Raw genomic sequence first — 15,310 nt, 5'->3', positions numbered from 1 at the left:
AAAAGGGGACGGAGGGGATTAAGTCGTATGTGCACATACGACTTAATCCCCTCCGTCCGCTTTTTGCGTCAGACGCCGGCGGCGCGCTTCCAGAATGCCTGCACCAGCGGCGGCCATTTGCCGACGCAGCCCAGCGCGCGTCCGCGGGCCAGGGTCAGATGCATTTCGTCGTTGGAGAACAGGCGGTTGATCGCATCGAAGCTGTAAGCGGCGATGTGGTTGTCGCTGCGCCGTTCGCGTGCCCAGCGCTGCAGCCGCTGCGGCGACAGCCGCGGCTGGCCACGGCGTTCGGCCGACGGCGCCAGCCACTGCTGCAGGGCGGCGACATCGCGCAGGCCCAGGTTCACGCCCTGCCCGGCCAGCGGATGCACCACGTGCGCAGCATCACCCAGCGCCAGCACGCGGCCGGCCACGTAGTGGCGGGCCAGTTGGCGACGCAGCGGGAATGCCGCACGCGGTGATGCCAGCCGCAGTTCACCCAGGCGTGCAGCGAAGGCGCGGGTCAGTTCACGGTTGAAGGTGTCCTCATCCAGCGCCAGCACACGTGCCGCGTCATCCTCGGGCAGGGTCCAGACGATCGAGCTGCGACGCTCGGCCACCGGCAGCAACGCCAGTGGCCCGCTCGGCAGGAAGCGCTGCCAGGCCGTGGCCTGGTTGGGAAGATCGCTGTCCACATAGGCCACCACGCCACGCTGGTGGTAGTCATGGCGCTCGACCTCGAGTCCGGCCAGCTGGCGCAGGGTCGATTCGGCGCCGTCGGCGGCCACTGCCAGCGCCGCTTCCAGGCGGCGCCCGTCATCCAGGCGCAGGCGCACACCGTCCGCGTCCTGCTCCAGCGCATCCACCCGCGCCGGGCAATGCAGCTGTATGCCTGCGGCCGGCAGTGCCGACCACAGGCGATCCTGCAGCAGGCCGTTCTCGACGATGTAGCCCAGTTCGCGCCGACCGAAGCGGTCGGCGTCGAACAACAGATCCTCGCCACCGGCGGCATCCCACACCTGCATGCGCCGGTAGGGCCATGCGCGGGCCTGCGCGATGGCCGGCCACACACCCAGACGGTTCAACAGTTGCACGTTGTCGGCGGCGAAGGCGAACACCCGCAGGTCTGGCTGTGCAGCGCGCCATGGCGCAGGCTCGCGGCCCTCCACCAGTGCAACCGACAGACCGGCATCGGCCAGCGCCAGCGCACAGGCGGCACCAACCACGCCACCGCCGACGATGGCCACGTCCAGGCGCGCGCGCCGGCTCATGCGGCTTCTCCACGGCACAGCCGCGGCACTTCGCCACGGAAGCCCATCGCACCGCCGACCAGCATCGACTGCACCGAGGCGCGTTGTGCGGCCACCAGGCCGAGGCTGCGCAGCGGCCGCATCAGCGGCGCCGGATTGCTGGTCAGGCGTGCCAGGCCACCGGAGAACGCCACCGTCTGCCGGCGGTCTTCCTCGCGGCGCGCGACATAGGCCTGCAGCAGCGCATCACTGCCGGCATCCTCATGCGCATCCTCCAGCAGCTCGGCCAGGGTCAGCGCATCGCGCAGGCCCAGGTTGAAGCCCTGCGCACCCAGCGGATGAATGGTCTGCGCGGCATTGCCGAGCAGCACCGTGCGTTCTCCGGCCAATGCGCGCGCCAGCACCTGGATGAGCGGGTAAGCACTGCGCGGGCCGGATTCGAGCAGGCGGCCGGCACGCCAGCCGATCGCATCCTGCAGGCGCTGAAGCCAGGCCGCATCGTCCAGTGCCATCACCGCATCGGCCTGATCGCGCGCTACGCCGTGCACGGTGCCGAAGTGACGATCGCCACGCGGCAGCAGGGCCGTCGGGCCGGTATCGGTGAAGCGCTCCCAGGCCGTGCCGTCCGGCGCGCGCTGGCTGCGCACGCGGGCCACGAACAGGGTCTGCTGGAAATCATGCCGGTCGACCTCGATGCCCAACGCCCCGCGCACGCCGCTGGTCGTGCCATCGGCGCCCACCACCAGCCGTGCCAGCAGCATGCGCTCGCCGGCCTCGTCGGCCACCCGCACCTGGCGGTAGCCGTCGACCACCTCGCCCAGGCCCAGGAACCGCATCGGCCGGTAGCGCCGCAACTGCGGCAGCTCCTGCAGCCGTGCTTCCAGCGCCTGGCCGAAGTCACGCGCCACCACCACCTGGCCGAACCACGGCCGGTCGTAGTCGGAAGCCTCCAGCTGCACGCGGCCGAAATCGCCGGCGCGGCTGACGTGGATGCGACGGATCGGGCCCGGCGCCATCGCCAGCTTCTGCATGACCCCCAGCGCGGTCAGCGCGTTGACGGTGGCCGCGGCGAAACTGAGGTTGCGCTGGTCGAACACCGCCGGCAGCTCGCCGGCCGGGCTGGCCTCGAGCAGGCCCACATCGCGGCCCAGCCGGTCCAGGGCAATGGCCAGGCTGGCACCGACCAGGCCGCCACCGACGATCAGCACGTCATGTCGTTCACTCATGGTGTTCATGATACGCGCTCGCCCCGCCCGAACACCCAACGCTCCCCGACCTGCGCCAACCGGCGCGGCGGGCTAGAATGAAACCTGAATCCGCTCCGGGCCCGCTGCCATGTCCGCCACCGCCAACCGTGCCTTCGTCCTGTCCGTACTCGTGCTGTTGCTGGCGGCGACCCGGGTCAACCACTTCGCGGCGATTCCCGATGCCTCCTGGGCGGTGTTCTTCATCGGTGGCTTCTATCTGGCCGGCTGGACCCGCTGGGCGTTCCCGCTGCTGATCGTGTTCGCGGTGCTGGTGGACTGGATCGTGATCCGCAGCAGCGGCTTGGATTTCTGGCAGCACTACTGCGTGTCGCCGGGCTACTGGCTGCTGTTGCCGGCCTATTTCTCGCTGTGGGCCGGCGGCATGCTGCTGGGCCGCAACTACCAGGGGGCACGCTGGCCGGTGCTGGCCAAGGGCGCGTTGCTGCTGGTGGCCTCGGTGGCGGTCTGCCACCTGCTGGCGCAGGGCGGCTTCTACTGGACCAGCCGCAACGTGGCCGAACCGACATTGGCCGGCTGGGCGCAGAACTACGCACAGTGGTTCGGGCCGTACCTGCGCACCACCGCGATCTACGTGGCGCTCGGCGCCGCCCTGCAGCTGGCCGTGGAGCAGGTAGTGAAGCTCCAGCAGGCCCGCCGCGACATCCGCCACTGAGCCGCGCCATGGGCCATCGCCTCTCGCGCATCTACACCCGCACCGGCGACGACGGCAGTACCGGCCTTGGCGACGGCCAGCGCGTGGCCAAGGATGACGCCCGCGTGGCGTCCTACGGCGCCGTCGATGAAGCCAATGCCGCGCTCGGCCTGCTGCTGGCCACGGCGCTGCCCGAGGATGTCCGCGCGCTGGTGGTGCATCTGCAGCACCAGCTGTTCGACCTGGGCGCCGAACTGTGCATCCCCGGCCACGCCGCGATCCACGCCGCCGATGTCTCGGCGTTGGAACAGCAGCTGGACCACTACAACGCCAGCCTGCCGATGTTGAAGGAATTCATCCTGCCGGCCGGTGGCGAGGCCGCCGCGCGCTGCCACCTGGCGCGCACGATCGTCCGCCGCGCCGAGCGCGAGACGGTCACCCTGGCCCGCCACGAAGCCGTGCGCAGCGAGGCGCTGCAGTACCTCAACCGGCTGTCGGACCTGTTGTTCGTGCTGGCCCGCGTGCTGGCCCGTGCCGATGGCCACGGCGAAGCGCTGTGGCAGCCGCAGCAGCGCCAGCGCTGAGTCGGCACGATGCTGGTCTTTACCCATCCGTCCTGCCTGCTGCACGACCCCGGCCCCGGCCATCCGGAGTGCCCGCAACGCCTGCGGCATGTCCTGGATGCCCTGCACGCCGCATTCCCCGGCCAGCTGGACTGGCGCGAGGCGCCGCCGGCCAAGTTCGGTGAACTGACCCGGGTCCACGACAGCGCCCTGCTCGACTTCGTGCTGCAGCCGCAGACCGTGCCGCTGCGCCAGCTGGACATGGACACCTGGACCTCACCCGGCTCGGCCAGTGCCGCCGTGCACGCCGCTGGCGCCGGCGTGGCCGCTGTAGATGCAGTAATGCTGGGCGAAGACCCGCTGGCGTTCTGCGCGGTGCGGCCACCGGGCCACCACGCCACCAGCAGCACCGCGATGGGCTTCTGCCTGCTCAACAACATCGCCATCGCCGCCGCCTACGCCCGTGACCGCCATGGCCTGGAGCGCATCGCGGTGGTCGACTTCGATGTCCACCATGGCAACGGCACCCAGGACATCTTCCAGCACGACGCCCGGGTCTCCTACTACAGCACCCACCAGGCCGGGCTGTTCCCCAACTCGGGCCTGCGCCGCGACCGCGGTGCCGGCAACCTGATGAACATCCTGCTGCCGCCGGGCAGTGGCGGTTTCCGCTTCCGCAATGTGTGGGCCGACGAGATGCTGCCGGCCATCGACGACTTCCGCCCGCAGCTGCTGCTGATCTCGGCCGGCTTCGATGCCCACCTGCGCGACCCGCAGGCCGATCTGATGCTGGAAACCGACGATTTCGCCTGGATCACCCGTGAACTGCATGCACTGGCGCGGCGCCATGCGGCCGGCCGGGTGGTCTCGATGCTGGAAGGCGGCTATGACCTGCAGGCCCTTGCCGAGTGCAGCGTGGCCCATGTCCGGGCGCTGCTGCCGCCTCCTCCAGGCAGCGTCTCCGGATGAACCCGAACCGGCAGGATCCGCCGCCCTTCATTGCCCCTATGCAAGGGATGGGGCAAGCTACCGTCCGTTTTCGCCCGAATCCGAACCGCGTGCGCCGAGCCCTCCGCCTGCTTCCCCTGCCTCTGAGCATCGCCATCTGCCTGCCGGCAATGGCCGATGAAAAGCCGCTCAACTGGGGCCTGTGCCCGGCGACCGACGTGATTCCCGCGTTCACCGATGCCCCTACCCCGGTCCCGGGGCAGGACAAGGCCGCCGCCAGCGCCGCGCGCGATCAGCAGCCCACCGACATCGAGGGCGACCAGCTGCTGGGCACCACCACCGTGCCGCAGTACGAAGGCAACGTGGCCCTGCGCCGCGGCGACCAGTTCGTCGGTACCGACAAGCTCAGCTTCGATACCGAAAGCGGCAACTACATCGCCGACGGCAATGTCCGCTACCAGGACTCCTCGATCCGCATGGTCGCCAAGCGAGCCGAGGGCAACCAGGAAAGCGACACCCACAAGATCACCGACATCAAGTACCAGTTGGTGTCGCGTCGCGGCAACGGCGACGCCGAGTCGGTCGACCTGCAGGGCGCGGTCGGCCAGATGCACCGCTCCACCTACACCACCTGCGACCCGTCGCAGCCGGTGTGGAAGCTGTCGGCGCCGCAGATCGAAGTGGACAACGACGAGGGCTTCGGCACCGCCCGCAACGCCGTGCTGCGCATCGGCAAGGTGCCGGTCCTGTGGGCGCCGTACTTCAAGTTCCCGATCGATGACCGCCGCAAGACCGGCCTGCTGTTCCCGCAGCTGGGCATGTCCGGGCGCAACGGTTTCGATTATGCCCAGCCGATCTACTTCAACCTGGCGCCGAACTACGACGACACGTTGACCCCGCGCTACATGAGCCGGCGCGGCCTGATGCTCGACAACGAGTTCCGCTACCTCTACAACGGCGGCCGCGGCGAACTGCTGACCGCGTTCATGCCCAACGACAAGCTGCGCGACCGCGACCGCGGCCGGGTGATGTTCAGCGGTTACCACAACGTGGACAGCCACTGGCAGGCCCGCGCCAACCTGGCCTGGGTCAGCGACGAGCGCTATGTCGAAGACTTCGCCAACCGCCTGGTGGGGGTCACCGCATCGAACCTGCAGAGCACCATCGGTCTGTACGGCACCGGCAGGAACTGGACGGCCGGCATCATGGCCGACCGCTGGCAGCTGACCGACTACACCCTCAACGAGAGTGCGCTGGCCTACAACCGCCAGCCGCGCCTGTACCTCAACTGGGACAAGCCGGTCCTGCCGTGGCTGGAAACCGGCGTCTACGCCGAAGCCGTGCGCTTCACCCACGACGACATCAACTTCAAGTACGGCGCAGATGCGGGCCCCGACCTGCAGTACACCCGCAATGGCAGCCGTCAGACCAACGGCATCGGTGTCAGCGGCGGCTCGCGCCTGGACGTGAAGCCCTACGTGTCGTTCCCGATCAGCGGCGCGGCCTGGTATGTCACGCCGACGCTGGCCTACCGCTATACCGGTTACCAGCTGGATCGTGGCCTGGTTGATGGCGTGAACGGCATCCGCGGCCAGATCCTGCGCTCGCAGGGCATCGACCCGAACACGGCCACGCCGGAGCAGCTGCGCGGCAACACCTCGCCCAGCCGCAGCCTGCCGATCGGCAGCATCGACGCCGGCCTGTTCTTCGATCGCGAGACCAGGATCGGCGGCAAGTCGTTCCTGCAGACCCTGGAGCCGCGGCTGTTCTACCTGCGCACGCCCTACCGCAACCAGGACGAGCTGCCGATCTTCGATACCCGTGACTTCACCTTCAGCTGGGGCCAGCTGTTCCGCGACTCGCGCTATACCGGCGCCGATCGCCAGAACGACGCCAACCAGCTGACCATGGCGCTGAGTACCCGCTTCATCGACCAGACCACCGGCAAGGAACGCTTCTCGGCCTCCATCGGCCAGATCCAGTACTTCGACGAGTCGCGGGTCACCGTCACTCCGGGCGGCGCGCCGGTGGAAAAGGGCAAGTCGGCGTGGATCGCCGACGGCAACTACATGATCAACGACCGCTGGACCCTGGGCGCCACCTACCAGTGGGATCCGAAGTACAAGCGCGAGGATCTGGCCAGCGTCCGAGCCCGCTATCTGATGCCCAACGATGGCGTGATCAACCTCAGCTACCGCTACCGCATCAACTCGGGCGCCCCGGCCACCGCCAACAAGCATGACCGGACCCTGCTGGAGCAGGCCGACCTGTCGTTCCTGTACCCGCTGAATGCGCGCTGGAGCCTGGTCGGCCGCTACTACTACTCGCTGCAGGACAAGGAACCGCTGGAAATCATCGCCGGCGTCCAGTGGGACAGCTGCTGCCTGGCCGTGCGTGTGGTCGGGCGCCGCTACGTCCGCAACCGCGAAGGCGAGATGAACAACGCCATCCAGCTGGAGTTCGTGCTCAAGGGCCTGAGCTCCCTGGGGCAGGACACGGACCGTACCCTGCGCCGTGCTATCCTCGGCTACAACCGCGACGACCTCTATCTCGTGCCGCCGAGCAACACCGGGGCGACCCGGGATGACTACGATCCGAACCTGATCCCATGACCAAGCGCTTCCCCGTTCTTCTCGCCTCACTGCTGGCGGTGTCCAGCGTGTCCGCCCCCCTGCAGGTGCTTGCCCAGGAGGCGCAGCCGCTTGACCGCATCGCCGCCGTCGTCGATGAGGACGTGATCCTGCAGAGCGAGCTCCAGCGTGCGATCGCCAACATCAAGGCGCAGTACGCGGGCCGTGAAAACCAGCTGCCGCCGGAAGACGTGCTCAGCCGCCAGGTGCTCGAGCGCCTGGTGCTGGTCAAGCTGCAGGTCGCCCGCGCCCAGGGCAGCGGCATCCGTGTCAGCGACCAGGAGCTGAACCAGGCGATGAACGCCATCGCCCAGCAGAATGGTTCGAACCTGGACGCCCTGCGCCAGCGCCTGGCCCATGACGGCATCGACTTCAACGATTTCCGCGCTTCGGTGCGTGATGAGATCACCGTGCAGCGCCTGCGCCAGAGCTTCGCGCAGAGCCGCATCAGCGTCAGCGAGGGTGAAGTCGACGCCGCGCTGAAGCAGCAGGCCACGGTGGGCAACCAGTACCACCTGGCGCACATCCTGATCGCCCTGCCCGACGGCGCCAACGCCGACCAGATCGCCACCGGCCAGAAGAAGGCCGATGGCGTGAAGGCCCTGCTGGACAAGGGCGAGCTGGACTTCAACGCGGCGGCCGTGCGCTATTCGGACAGCCCGAACGCCCTGGAAGGCGGCGACCTGGGCTGGCGCAGCCTGGATGAGATTCCCACCGCGTTCGCCCAGTTGATGGAGAAGATGAAGCCCGGCGAAGTGGTCGGCCCGATCCGCGGCCCGAGTGGCTTCCAGCTGCTGAAGCTGGTGGAAGTGCGCGACGCCAGCTCCGCCGCTGCCGGTGAGCACACGGTCACCGAGTTCCACGGCCGCCACATCCTGGTGCGCGTGGACGACCACCAGACCGACGCCGCCGCCAAGGCCAAGATCGACACCCTGCGCGCCCGCATTGCCGGTGGTGCCGAGTTCCAGACCGTTGCCAAGGAGTCCTCCGAGGACAACAACAGCAAGGGCCAGGGCGGTGATCTGGGCTGGTTCCCGGCCGACGCGTTCGGTCCGGCCTTCGGCCAGCAGGTGCAAGGTCTCCAGGACGGCGGCGTCAGCCAGCCGTTCCGCACCGACGCCGGTTGGCACATCGTGCAACGCGTGGCGACCCGCCAGACCGACGTGACCACCGACAACCAGCGTGCCCAGGTCCGCGAGACCATCGGCCGCCGCAAGCTGGAAGACGAGTACAACCGCTTCCTGCAGGAACTGCGTGGCGAAGCCTACGTCAGCTTCCGCAGTGGCGACCGCGCGGAAAACACCGCCACCCCGCCGCAGTCCTGACCGATGCGCCCCGAGCTCGCGCTGGTACCGGGCGAGCCCGCCGGGATCGGCCCGGAACTGTGTGTCCGCCTCGTCCAGCAGCCGCGTGAAGATTGCCGGCTGCTGGCCTTCGCCGACCCGGACACCCTGCACGCGGCCGCGGCCGCGCTGAACCTGCCCCTGCAACTGCTGCCCGAGGACGCCGAAGCCCGCGTCCCTGGCGATCTGCGCCTGCGCGCCGTCCGCAACGCTGCGCCCAGCCGCTTCGGCCAGGCCGATCCGGCCAATGCCGGCGCGGTCATCGGTGCCCTGCTCGGTGCCGGCCAGGCCTGCCTGTCCGGCGAACTGCACGGCGTGGTGACCGGCCCGGTGCACAAGGCGGTCATCAACGACGGCGGCATCGCCTACAGCGGCACCACTGAACTGCTGGCCGACCAGGCCGGGGTGAAGGTGGTGATGATGCTGGCCAACCATATCGTGCGGGTGGCCCTGGCCACCACCCACCTGCCGCTGCGCGAGGTGGCCGATGCGATCACCGCGCCCGGCCTGGAGCACACGCTGCGCACCGTGCATGCCGCGCTGCGCCGCGAGTTCGGGCTGCCTGCACCGCGCATCGCCGTGCTCGGCCTGAACCCGCACGCCGGCGAAGATGGCCACCTGGGCCGCGAGGAACTGGACCTGGTCATCCCGCTGCTGCAGCGCCTGCGCGCGGAGGGCATGGACCTGATCGGGCCGCTGCCTGCCGACACCGCCTTCCTTCCGGCCAAGCTGGCCGGCTTCGACACCGTGCTGGCGATGTACCACGACCAGGGCCTGCCGGTGCTGAAGTACTCCGGCTTCGAACAGGCGGTCAACCTGACCCTGGGCCTGCCCTACCCACGCGTGGCCGTGGACCATGGCACCGCGCTGGACCTGGCCGGCCGCGGCATCGCCGATCCCTCCAGCCTGCAGGCAGCAACGTCGTTGTGTGCGCAGCTTGCGCGGCAACGTACACTGGGCGCATGAATTCCCCGCATTCTCCCTCCGGCCCGGTGTTTACCGCCCCGGCCAAGAAGCAGCTTGGCCAGCATTTCCTGGCCGACCGCCACTACATCGACAAGATCGTGATGGCGGTCAACCCGAAAGCGGGCGACCGCCTGGTCGAGATCGGTCCCGGCCAGGGCGCGATCACCCTGCCGCTGCTGCGTGTGCACCCGAAGCTGACAGTGATCGAGTTCGACCGCGACCTGATCGCACCGCTGACCGCCGCCGCTGCGCCGCTGGGCGAGCTGGCCATCGTTCACCGCGACGTGCTGCGGGTGGACTTCACGGAACTGGCCGACGGCCAGCCGATCCGCCTGGTCGGCAACCTGCCCTACAACATCTCCTCGCCGATCCTGTTCCATGCGCTGGAGCATGCCGCGGTCATCCGCGACATGCACTTCATGCTGCAGAAGGAAGTGGTCGACCGCATGGCGGCCGGCCCCGGCAGCAAGGTGTATGGCCGCCTCAGCGTGATGCTGCAGGCCTACTGCCAGGTGACCTCGCTGTTCGTGGTGCCGCCGGGCGCGTTCCGGCCGCCGCCGAAGGTCGATTCGGCCGTGGTGCGGCTGGTGCCGCGTGACCCGGCCACGATCAGCATCAACGACCACAAGCGCTTCGCCGAGGTGGTCAAGGCCGCCTTCGGTCAGCGCCGCAAGACCCTGCGCAATGCCCTGAACAACGTGGTGTCCGCCGAGCAGTTCATCGCCGCCGGCGTGCGTCCCGATGCCCGCGCCGAACAGCTGGACGTGGCCGAATTCATCGCTTTGGCCAATGCCTCCTGATTACACTGCCGGTATGGAAGACGCTGACGTTTATGCCATCTCCGTCGAAGTCGCGCCGCGCTTCCTCGACGATCAATCCGCGCCGGAAGACGGTCGCTTTGCGTTCGCCTACACGATCCGCATCCACAACCAGGGGCGGGTCGCGGCACGCCTGGTCGCACGCCACTGGCGCATCACCGATGCCAATGGCCGTGTCGAGCATGTCGATGGCGACGGGGTGATCGGCGAGCAGCCGCGGCTGCGTCCCGGTGAAGACTTCCGTTACACGTCCGGTGTCATGCTGGGGACCGATCACGGGACAATGCAGGGCCACTACGACATGGTCGCCGACGATGGCACCGAATTTGCCGCGCAGGTCGCACCGTTCGTGCTGGCCATCCCGCGTACCCTGCACTGACACGGAGGCCGAACGATGAGTGTGTGGGCGATCGGCGACCTGCAGGGCTGCTATGACGTCACCCAGCGACTGCTGGAGAAGATCCGCTTCGACCCGGCGCAGGACACCCTGTGGTTCTGTGGCGACCTGGTCAACCGTGGCGGCCAGTCGCTGGAAACGCTGCGGCTGGTGCATTCGCTGCGCGAGCACAGCGTGGTGGTGCTGGGCAACCATGATCTTTCGCTGCTGGCCGTCGGTGCACGCACCGAAGAGGAACAGCGCAAGGTCAACCCGGACCTGCTGCGCATCGTGCAGGCCGAGGACCGCGACGAACTGCTGGACTGGCTGCGCCTGCAGAAGCTGGTGCACGTCGATCGCGAGCTTGGCTGGATGATGGTGCACGCCGGCCTGGCGCCGAAGTGGACCACGCAGATGGCCGAGAAGCATGCCGCCGAGGTCGAGGTGCAGCTGCATGGTGCCGGCTACCGCAAGCTGTTCCGCAACATGTACGGCGACAAGCCGAGCTGGGCCCCGAACCTGTCCGGCTACGACCGCTCGCGCGCGATCATCAACGTGCTCACCCGCATGCGCTACTGCACCCCGCGGGGACGCATCGGCATCGAGGACAAGGGCACGCCGGGCACGCAGGAACAGGGGCTGTATCCCTGGTTCGAAGTGCCGGGCCGGGTCGAGCGCGACCTCAAGGTCGTCTGTGGCCACTGGTCGGCGCTGGGCCTGACCATCACCCAGGGCGTGCACGCCATCGACACCGGTGCGGTGTGGGGCGGCAAGCTGACCGCCATCCAGCTCGATACCGATGAGCTGCGCGTGGTGCAGGTGCCGGGCCGCGATGTCCCCGCGCCGGTGCCCAACGCCCGCCCGCCAGCGCGACCGGCGCACGAGCGCCCCACCGCTGCGGCGCAGGGCAAGGAACAGGGTGGTGGCAACGCCGCCGCTGCGAACCCGGGCAACCGTGGCCCGCGCCGTCGTCGCCGTCGTGGCGGCGGTGGGAGCGGCACGGGTGGCGGCACCAACAACAGCCCCCCGCCGCAGGCATGACGCGGCGCGGCTGGGCACCATGGACGGTGCTGCTGCTGGCGCTGGCCCTGGCCAGCGGCTGCCAGCCCGGCTCGCCGCCTGCTCCCACGGCTGCGGATGGTGCTGCACCTGGGCCGACGCAGCCGCAGGCGCCTTCGCCGCCACTGGTGGCCGCAGCGCGCGCGCAGATCGGCGTCACCACCCGTTACGATCCCGCCTACCAGGTGCTGGCCTATCCCGGCGGCGACGTCCCGCTCGATCGCGGCGTGTGCACCGACGTGGTGGTGCGCGCCCTGCGCAGCCAGGGCCTGGACCTGCAGGCACGCGTGCATGAGGACATGCGCGGAAACTTCAGTGCCTATCCGGCGATCTGGGGCCTGTCACGGCCGGACCGCAACATCGATCATCGTCGCGTGCCGAACCTGATGCGCTGGTTCGAACGGCAGGGCTGGCAGCAACCGATCACCGCCCTCGCCACCGACTATGCGGCCGGCGACATCGTTGCCTGGAAGCTCAACGGCAATGGCCTGCTGCACGTGGGCATCGTCTCCGACCGGCGGCTGGCCAATGGCACGCCGCTGGTACTGCACAACATCGCGCGTGGCACCCGCGAAGAGAACCTGCTGTTCCAGCACGCGATCATCGGGCACTACCGGATGCCGTAGGCAATCCTGTCGCGCCGAGCCCTGCTCGGCTCCGGGATGTGCCCGCGGAAAGCAGCCGACGATGGCCCGGCGCTACAGTTGCATTGCGATCAGCGGCGCACGTAGTGCACGAAGCGAAATGCGTAGGCGTGGCGTTCATCGGCCGCATGCGGCTCGTTGCTCACTTCCTGCCAGTCCTGCACATCCACGTCGGGGAAATGCGTGTCGGCAGGCACTTCGGCATCCACCCAGGTCAAGTACAGGTCGCTGGCCTGGCCGAGCAGCTGGCGGAAGATCTCGCCGCCGCCGATGATGCACAGCTCGCTGGCGCCCTCGCCTTCGGCAATCGCCTTCGCCTCGTCCAGCGACGCCACCGCGCGCATGCCCTCGAACGGTACCTGGCCGCTGCGGGTCAGCACCAGGTTGGTCCGCCCCGGCAGCACGCGGCCGATCGATTCGGCGGTCTTGCGCCCCATCAGGATCGGCTTGCCCAGGGTGAGCGCCTTGAAGTGCTTGAAGTCGTCCGGCAGGTGCCAGGGCATGGCATTGCCCTGGCCGATGCCACGGTTGCGATCCAACGCCACGATCATCGACAGTTTCATCGGTCCGACCACCTCAGCTGGCATCGATCTGCAGGCGTTCGCAGGCCGCGTTCGCGGCACTGGCGGCCTGCAATGCTGCAGCCAGCGCCGGGCTGGAGGTGGACTGCTCATCCAGGCCGCTGATGATCTTCTGCTTCTGCGCCTCCTCGATCTCCTTCAGGCCCGGTCCCGACAGGATCTCCGCCGACAACGCCGCGTTGTCGGTGCCGGCACGACGTGCCAGGAACGCCTTCAACTGGTCGCTGGTGTAGACGGTGGCCAGGCGCTGTTCAAGCTCACGCTGATAACCCGGATCCTCGACGCCCGCCTTCAGGTGCTCGGTCATCGCCGTGTACATGCCGGTTACCGCCTCACGCATCTGCGCCCGGCACCCTTCCGGCACATCCTGGGGCAGCATCGTGCTGCCGTTGAATGCCCGGGCGAACGCCTGCACTTCCTCGCGCATGTGCTTGTGCACGATCTGCTCATTGACCTGCCGGGCCAGCGGCAGCGCGTCGGCCGGTGTGGCCTGCACCATGGCCAGCGGCAGCAGGCCGCACAGCGCCAGCAGGCCCCTGAAAATCAGGCGGGTACTCATACCGCCACCGGCGCCTTGATCGCCGGATGCGGGTCATAACCATCGATGCGGATATCGTCGAACTGGAACCCGAACAGGTCGGTCACCTCCGGATTCAACCACAGCTTCGGCAGCGCGCGCGGCTCACGCGACAGCTGCTCGCGCGCCTGCTCGAAGTGGTTCGAGTACAGGTGCGCGTCACCCAGGGTATGCACGAAGTCGCCCACGCCCAGGCCGGTGGCCTGCGCCACCATGTGGGTCAGCAGCGCGTAGCTGGCGATGTTGAACGGCACACCGAGGAAGATGTCACCGCTGCGCTGGTACAGCTGGCAGCTGAGCTTGCCGTCCACGACGTAGAACTGGAACAGGTTGTGGCACGGCATCAGCGCCATCTGCGAAAGCTCGCCCACGTTCCAGGCGCTGACCACCAGCCGGCGCGAATCGGGGTTGCGCTTGATCTCGTCCACCAGCCACTGCATCTGGTCGATCTCGCGGCCATCGGCGGTGGCCCAGCTGCGCCACTGCTTGCCGTATACAGGGCCGAGGTCGCCGTTCTCGTCGGCCCACTCATCCCAGATCCGCACCTGATTGTCCTTCAGGTAGCCGATGTTGGTGTCGCCCTTCAGGAACCACAGCAGCTCGTGGATGATCGAGCGCAGGTGCAGCTTCTTGGTGGTGACCAGCGGGAAGCCTTCGTTGAGGTCGAAGCGCATCTGCCAGCCGAACACGCTGCGGGTACCGGTACCGGTGCGGTCGCTCTTCTCGGCGCCGTGTTCAAGCACATGCGAGAGCAGATCCAGGTAGGCCTTCATGCCTTGCCCTCGACAGCCACCGGCAACTGCGGCTGCAGCACCGGTGCGCGGCGCGACATCACCAGCAGCACCAGGCCAAAGGCAATCAGCGGCAGGCTGAGGATCTGGCCACGGGTCAGCCAGTCGAAGGCCACGTAAACGCCGTTGTCGGGCATGCGCACGAACTCCACCGCGAAGCGGAACAGGCCGTACATCAGCGCAAACAGGCCACCGACCAGATAGCGATGACGCGGCTTGGCCGACACCGTCCACAGCACCACGAACATCACCAGGCCTTCCAGGAACGCTTCATACAGCTGCGAGGGATGGCGGGCGAACTGATTCAGCGCGCCGGTCGCGAACTGCGCCTGCAGCGTCGCATGGTCCAGCTGGTTCAGCGGTGCCGGCAGGCCGGACGGGAACACCACGCCCCAGGTACCGTCGGTGTACTTGCCCCACAGCTCGGCACCGATGAAGTTGCCGATACGGCCGAAGCCCAGGCCCAGCGGCACCAGCGGCGCCATGAAATCCATGGTGTCGAAGAAGTGCAGCGTGTGCTTGCGCGACCACCACCAGCAGGCACCGAGTACGCCGAGCAGGCCACCGTGGAAGCTCATGCCGCCATCCCACACCTTGAACAGCAGCAGCGGGTTGTGCAGGAAATCGCCCAGCGCGTAGAACAGCATGTAGCCGATGCGCCCGCCCAGCACCACGCCCAGCATCGCGTAGAACAGCAGGTCGGAGAACCCGTTGGCATCGACGCCCGGCAGGCGGCCCTGGGCGATGCGCCTGCGGCCCAGCAGCCAGGCCGCAGTGAAGCCGAGCAGGTACATGATGCCGTACCAATGCACCTTGATCGGCCCCAGCGAAAGGGCGATGGGGTCGATGTCGTGGAAATAGATCATGGAAGGTGCCTTGCGGTTGA

16 protein-coding genes are annotated in these 15,310 nt (G+C 68.3%); 10 read left to right on the top strand and 6 right to left on the bottom strand.

Features of this window, described 5'->3' with window-relative positions:
* Positions 1-68: 68 nt before the first annotated feature.
* Together ACYKG1_RS03465 and ubiH are read right to left on the bottom strand one after the other, a co-directional pair.
* The gene (locus ACYKG1_RS03465) at positions 69-1,250 is read right to left on the bottom strand and encodes a UbiH/UbiF family hydroxylase (RefSeq protein ID WP_100471342.1); all 1,182 of its coding nucleotides are present in this window, start codon (positions 1,248-1,250) and stop codon (positions 69-71) included.
* Positions 1,247-2,455: a 2-octaprenyl-6-methoxyphenyl hydroxylase gene (gene ubiH, locus ACYKG1_RS03460; protein WP_262226203.1), complete on the bottom strand. Its 1,209-nt coding sequence runs from the start codon at positions 2,453-2,455 to the stop codon at positions 1,247-1,249. Before ubiH ends, ACYKG1_RS03465 begins: the two co-directional genes overlap by 4 nt.
* A gap of 109 nt (positions 2,456-2,564) precedes the next feature.
* Here ubiH and ACYKG1_RS03455 point away from each other — a divergent pair, with 109 nt between their 5' ends.
* From ACYKG1_RS03455 to ACYKG1_RS03410, 10 genes are all read left to right on the top strand, one after another.
* Positions 2,565-3,149, top strand: a complete 585-nt coding sequence (locus ACYKG1_RS03455; protein WP_478471872.1) for a hypothetical protein — start codon at positions 2,565-2,567, stop codon at positions 3,147-3,149.
* A gap of 8 nt (positions 3,150-3,157) precedes the next feature.
* Positions 3,158-3,712 carry a cob(I)yrinic acid a,c-diamide adenosyltransferase gene (locus tag ACYKG1_RS03450; protein WP_478471871.1) on the top strand — a complete coding sequence of 185 codons (555 nt, stop codon included), beginning with the start codon at positions 3,158-3,160 and terminating at the stop codon, positions 3,710-3,712.
* Between the two features lie 9 nt (positions 3,713-3,721).
* Positions 3,722-4,660 (top strand): histone deacetylase family protein, encoded by a 939-nt coding sequence (locus ACYKG1_RS03445; RefSeq protein WP_100471340.1) that lies wholly within the window; start codon positions 3,722-3,724, stop codon positions 4,658-4,660.
* A gap of 89 nt (positions 4,661-4,749) precedes the next feature.
* Positions 4,750-7,251: an LPS-assembly protein LptD gene (gene lptD / locus ACYKG1_RS03440; RefSeq protein WP_262226201.1), complete on the top strand. Its 2,502-nt coding sequence runs from the start codon at positions 4,750-4,752 to the stop codon at positions 7,249-7,251.
* On the top strand, positions 7,248-8,594 hold the full coding sequence (locus ACYKG1_RS03435) for a peptidylprolyl isomerase (protein WP_262226200.1): 1,347 nt from the start codon (positions 7,248-7,250) through the stop codon (positions 8,592-8,594). The genes lptD and ACYKG1_RS03435 overlap by 4 nt, the downstream gene beginning before the upstream one ends.
* Before the next feature lie 3 nt (positions 8,595-8,597).
* A complete protein-coding gene (gene pdxA, locus ACYKG1_RS03430; RefSeq protein WP_478471868.1) occupies positions 8,598-9,578 on the top strand; it encodes a 4-hydroxythreonine-4-phosphate dehydrogenase PdxA in 981 nt (326 codons plus the stop codon).
* A complete protein-coding gene (gene rsmA / locus ACYKG1_RS03425; RefSeq protein WP_100471336.1) occupies positions 9,575-10,378 on the top strand; it encodes a 16S rRNA (adenine(1518)-N(6)/adenine(1519)-N(6))-dimethyltransferase RsmA in 804 nt (267 codons plus the stop codon). The genes pdxA and rsmA overlap by 4 nt, the downstream gene beginning before the upstream one ends.
* A 13-nt stretch (positions 10,379-10,391) precedes the next feature.
* Complete coding sequence (gene apaG / locus ACYKG1_RS03420; protein ID WP_100471335.1) at positions 10,392-10,775, top strand: Co2+/Mg2+ efflux protein ApaG; 384 nt, start codon at positions 10,392-10,394, stop codon at positions 10,773-10,775.
* Positions 10,776-10,790: 15 nt separating this feature from the next.
* The gene (locus ACYKG1_RS03415) at positions 10,791-11,813 is read left to right on the top strand and encodes a symmetrical bis(5'-nucleosyl)-tetraphosphatase (RefSeq protein WP_478471867.1); all 1,023 of its coding nucleotides are present in this window, start codon (positions 10,791-10,793) and stop codon (positions 11,811-11,813) included.
* On the top strand, positions 11,810-12,457 hold the full coding sequence (locus ACYKG1_RS03410; protein ID WP_100471333.1) for a DUF1287 domain-containing protein: 648 nt from the start codon (positions 11,810-11,812) through the stop codon (positions 12,455-12,457). Before ACYKG1_RS03415 ends, ACYKG1_RS03410 begins: the two co-directional genes overlap by 4 nt.
* 89 nt (positions 12,458-12,546) lie before the next feature.
* Here the strand turns inward: ACYKG1_RS03410 and ACYKG1_RS03405 are convergent, their stop codons facing one another.
* Genes ACYKG1_RS03405 through lgt form a run of 4 tightly spaced genes read right to left on the bottom strand, consistent with a single transcriptional unit; the run spans position 12,547 to position 15,290 of the window.
* Positions 12,547-13,038, bottom strand: coding sequence for a dihydrofolate reductase (locus ACYKG1_RS03405; RefSeq protein WP_478471865.1), 492 nt, complete (start codon positions 13,036-13,038; stop codon positions 12,547-12,549).
* 13 nt (positions 13,039-13,051) lie between these two features.
* Positions 13,052-13,615 carry a hypothetical protein gene (locus ACYKG1_RS03400; protein ID WP_478471864.1) on the bottom strand — a complete coding sequence of 188 codons (564 nt, stop codon included), beginning with the start codon at positions 13,613-13,615 and terminating at the stop codon, positions 13,052-13,054.
* On the bottom strand, positions 13,612-14,406 hold the full coding sequence (locus ACYKG1_RS03395) for a thymidylate synthase (RefSeq protein WP_099526839.1): 795 nt from the start codon (positions 14,404-14,406) through the stop codon (positions 13,612-13,614). Before ACYKG1_RS03395 ends, ACYKG1_RS03400 begins: the two co-directional genes overlap by 4 nt.
* Positions 14,403-15,290, bottom strand: a complete 888-nt coding sequence (lgt, locus tag ACYKG1_RS03390) for a prolipoprotein diacylglyceryl transferase (RefSeq protein WP_478471862.1) — start codon at positions 15,288-15,290, stop codon at positions 14,403-14,405. Before lgt ends, ACYKG1_RS03395 begins: the two co-directional genes overlap by 4 nt.
* Positions 15,291-15,310: the final 20 nt, after the last annotated feature.

This window comes from Stenotrophomonas sp. 85239_Sma (assembly GCF_056481725.1).
The sequence above is the reverse complement of the archived record's forward strand: the minus strand, read 5'-3'. Positions and strand labels throughout refer to the sequence as shown.

Excerpts from the sequence above, each read along its gene's own strand:
- ACYKG1_RS03415 (WP_478471867.1), top strand. The coding sequence starts at position 10,791 with ATGAGTGTGTGGGCGATCGGCGACCTGCAGGGCTGCTATGACGTCACC.
- ubiH (WP_262226203.1), bottom strand. The coding sequence starts at position 2,455 with ATGAGTGAACGACATGACGTGCTGATCGTCGGTGGCGGCCTGGTCGGT.
- ACYKG1_RS03400 (WP_478471864.1), bottom strand. The coding sequence starts at position 13,615 with ATGAGTACCCGCCTGATTTTCAGGGGCCTGCTGGCGCTGTGCGGCCTG.
- rsmA (WP_100471336.1), top strand. The coding sequence starts at position 9,575 with ATGAATTCCCCGCATTCTCCCTCCGGCCCGGTGTTTACCGCCCCGGCC.
- ACYKG1_RS03445 (WP_100471340.1), top strand. The coding sequence starts at position 3,722 with ATGCTGGTCTTTACCCATCCGTCCTGCCTGCTGCACGACCCCGGCCCC.
- ACYKG1_RS03465 (WP_100471342.1), bottom strand. The coding sequence starts at position 1,250 with ATGAGCCGGCGCGCGCGCCTGGACGTGGCCATCGTCGGCGGTGGCGTG.
- ACYKG1_RS03405 (WP_478471865.1), bottom strand. The coding sequence starts at position 13,038 with ATGAAACTGTCGATGATCGTGGCGTTGGATCGCAACCGTGGCATCGGC.
- apaG (WP_100471335.1), top strand. The coding sequence starts at position 10,392 with ATGGAAGACGCTGACGTTTATGCCATCTCCGTCGAAGTCGCGCCGCGC.
- ACYKG1_RS03395 (WP_099526839.1), bottom strand. The coding sequence starts at position 14,406 with ATGAAGGCCTACCTGGATCTGCTCTCGCATGTGCTTGAACACGGCGCC.
- lgt (WP_478471862.1), bottom strand. The coding sequence starts at position 15,290 with ATGATCTATTTCCACGACATCGACCCCATCGCCCTTTCGCTGGGGCCG.
- pdxA (WP_478471868.1), top strand. The coding sequence starts at position 8,598 with ATGCGCCCCGAGCTCGCGCTGGTACCGGGCGAGCCCGCCGGGATCGGC.
- ACYKG1_RS03450 (WP_478471871.1), top strand. The coding sequence starts at position 3,158 with ATGGGCCATCGCCTCTCGCGCATCTACACCCGCACCGGCGACGACGGC.
- ACYKG1_RS03435 (WP_262226200.1), top strand. The coding sequence starts at position 7,248 with ATGACCAAGCGCTTCCCCGTTCTTCTCGCCTCACTGCTGGCGGTGTCC.
- ACYKG1_RS03455 (WP_478471872.1), top strand. The coding sequence starts at position 2,565 with ATGTCCGCCACCGCCAACCGTGCCTTCGTCCTGTCCGTACTCGTGCTG.
- ACYKG1_RS03410 (WP_100471333.1), top strand. The coding sequence starts at position 11,810 with ATGACGCGGCGCGGCTGGGCACCATGGACGGTGCTGCTGCTGGCGCTG.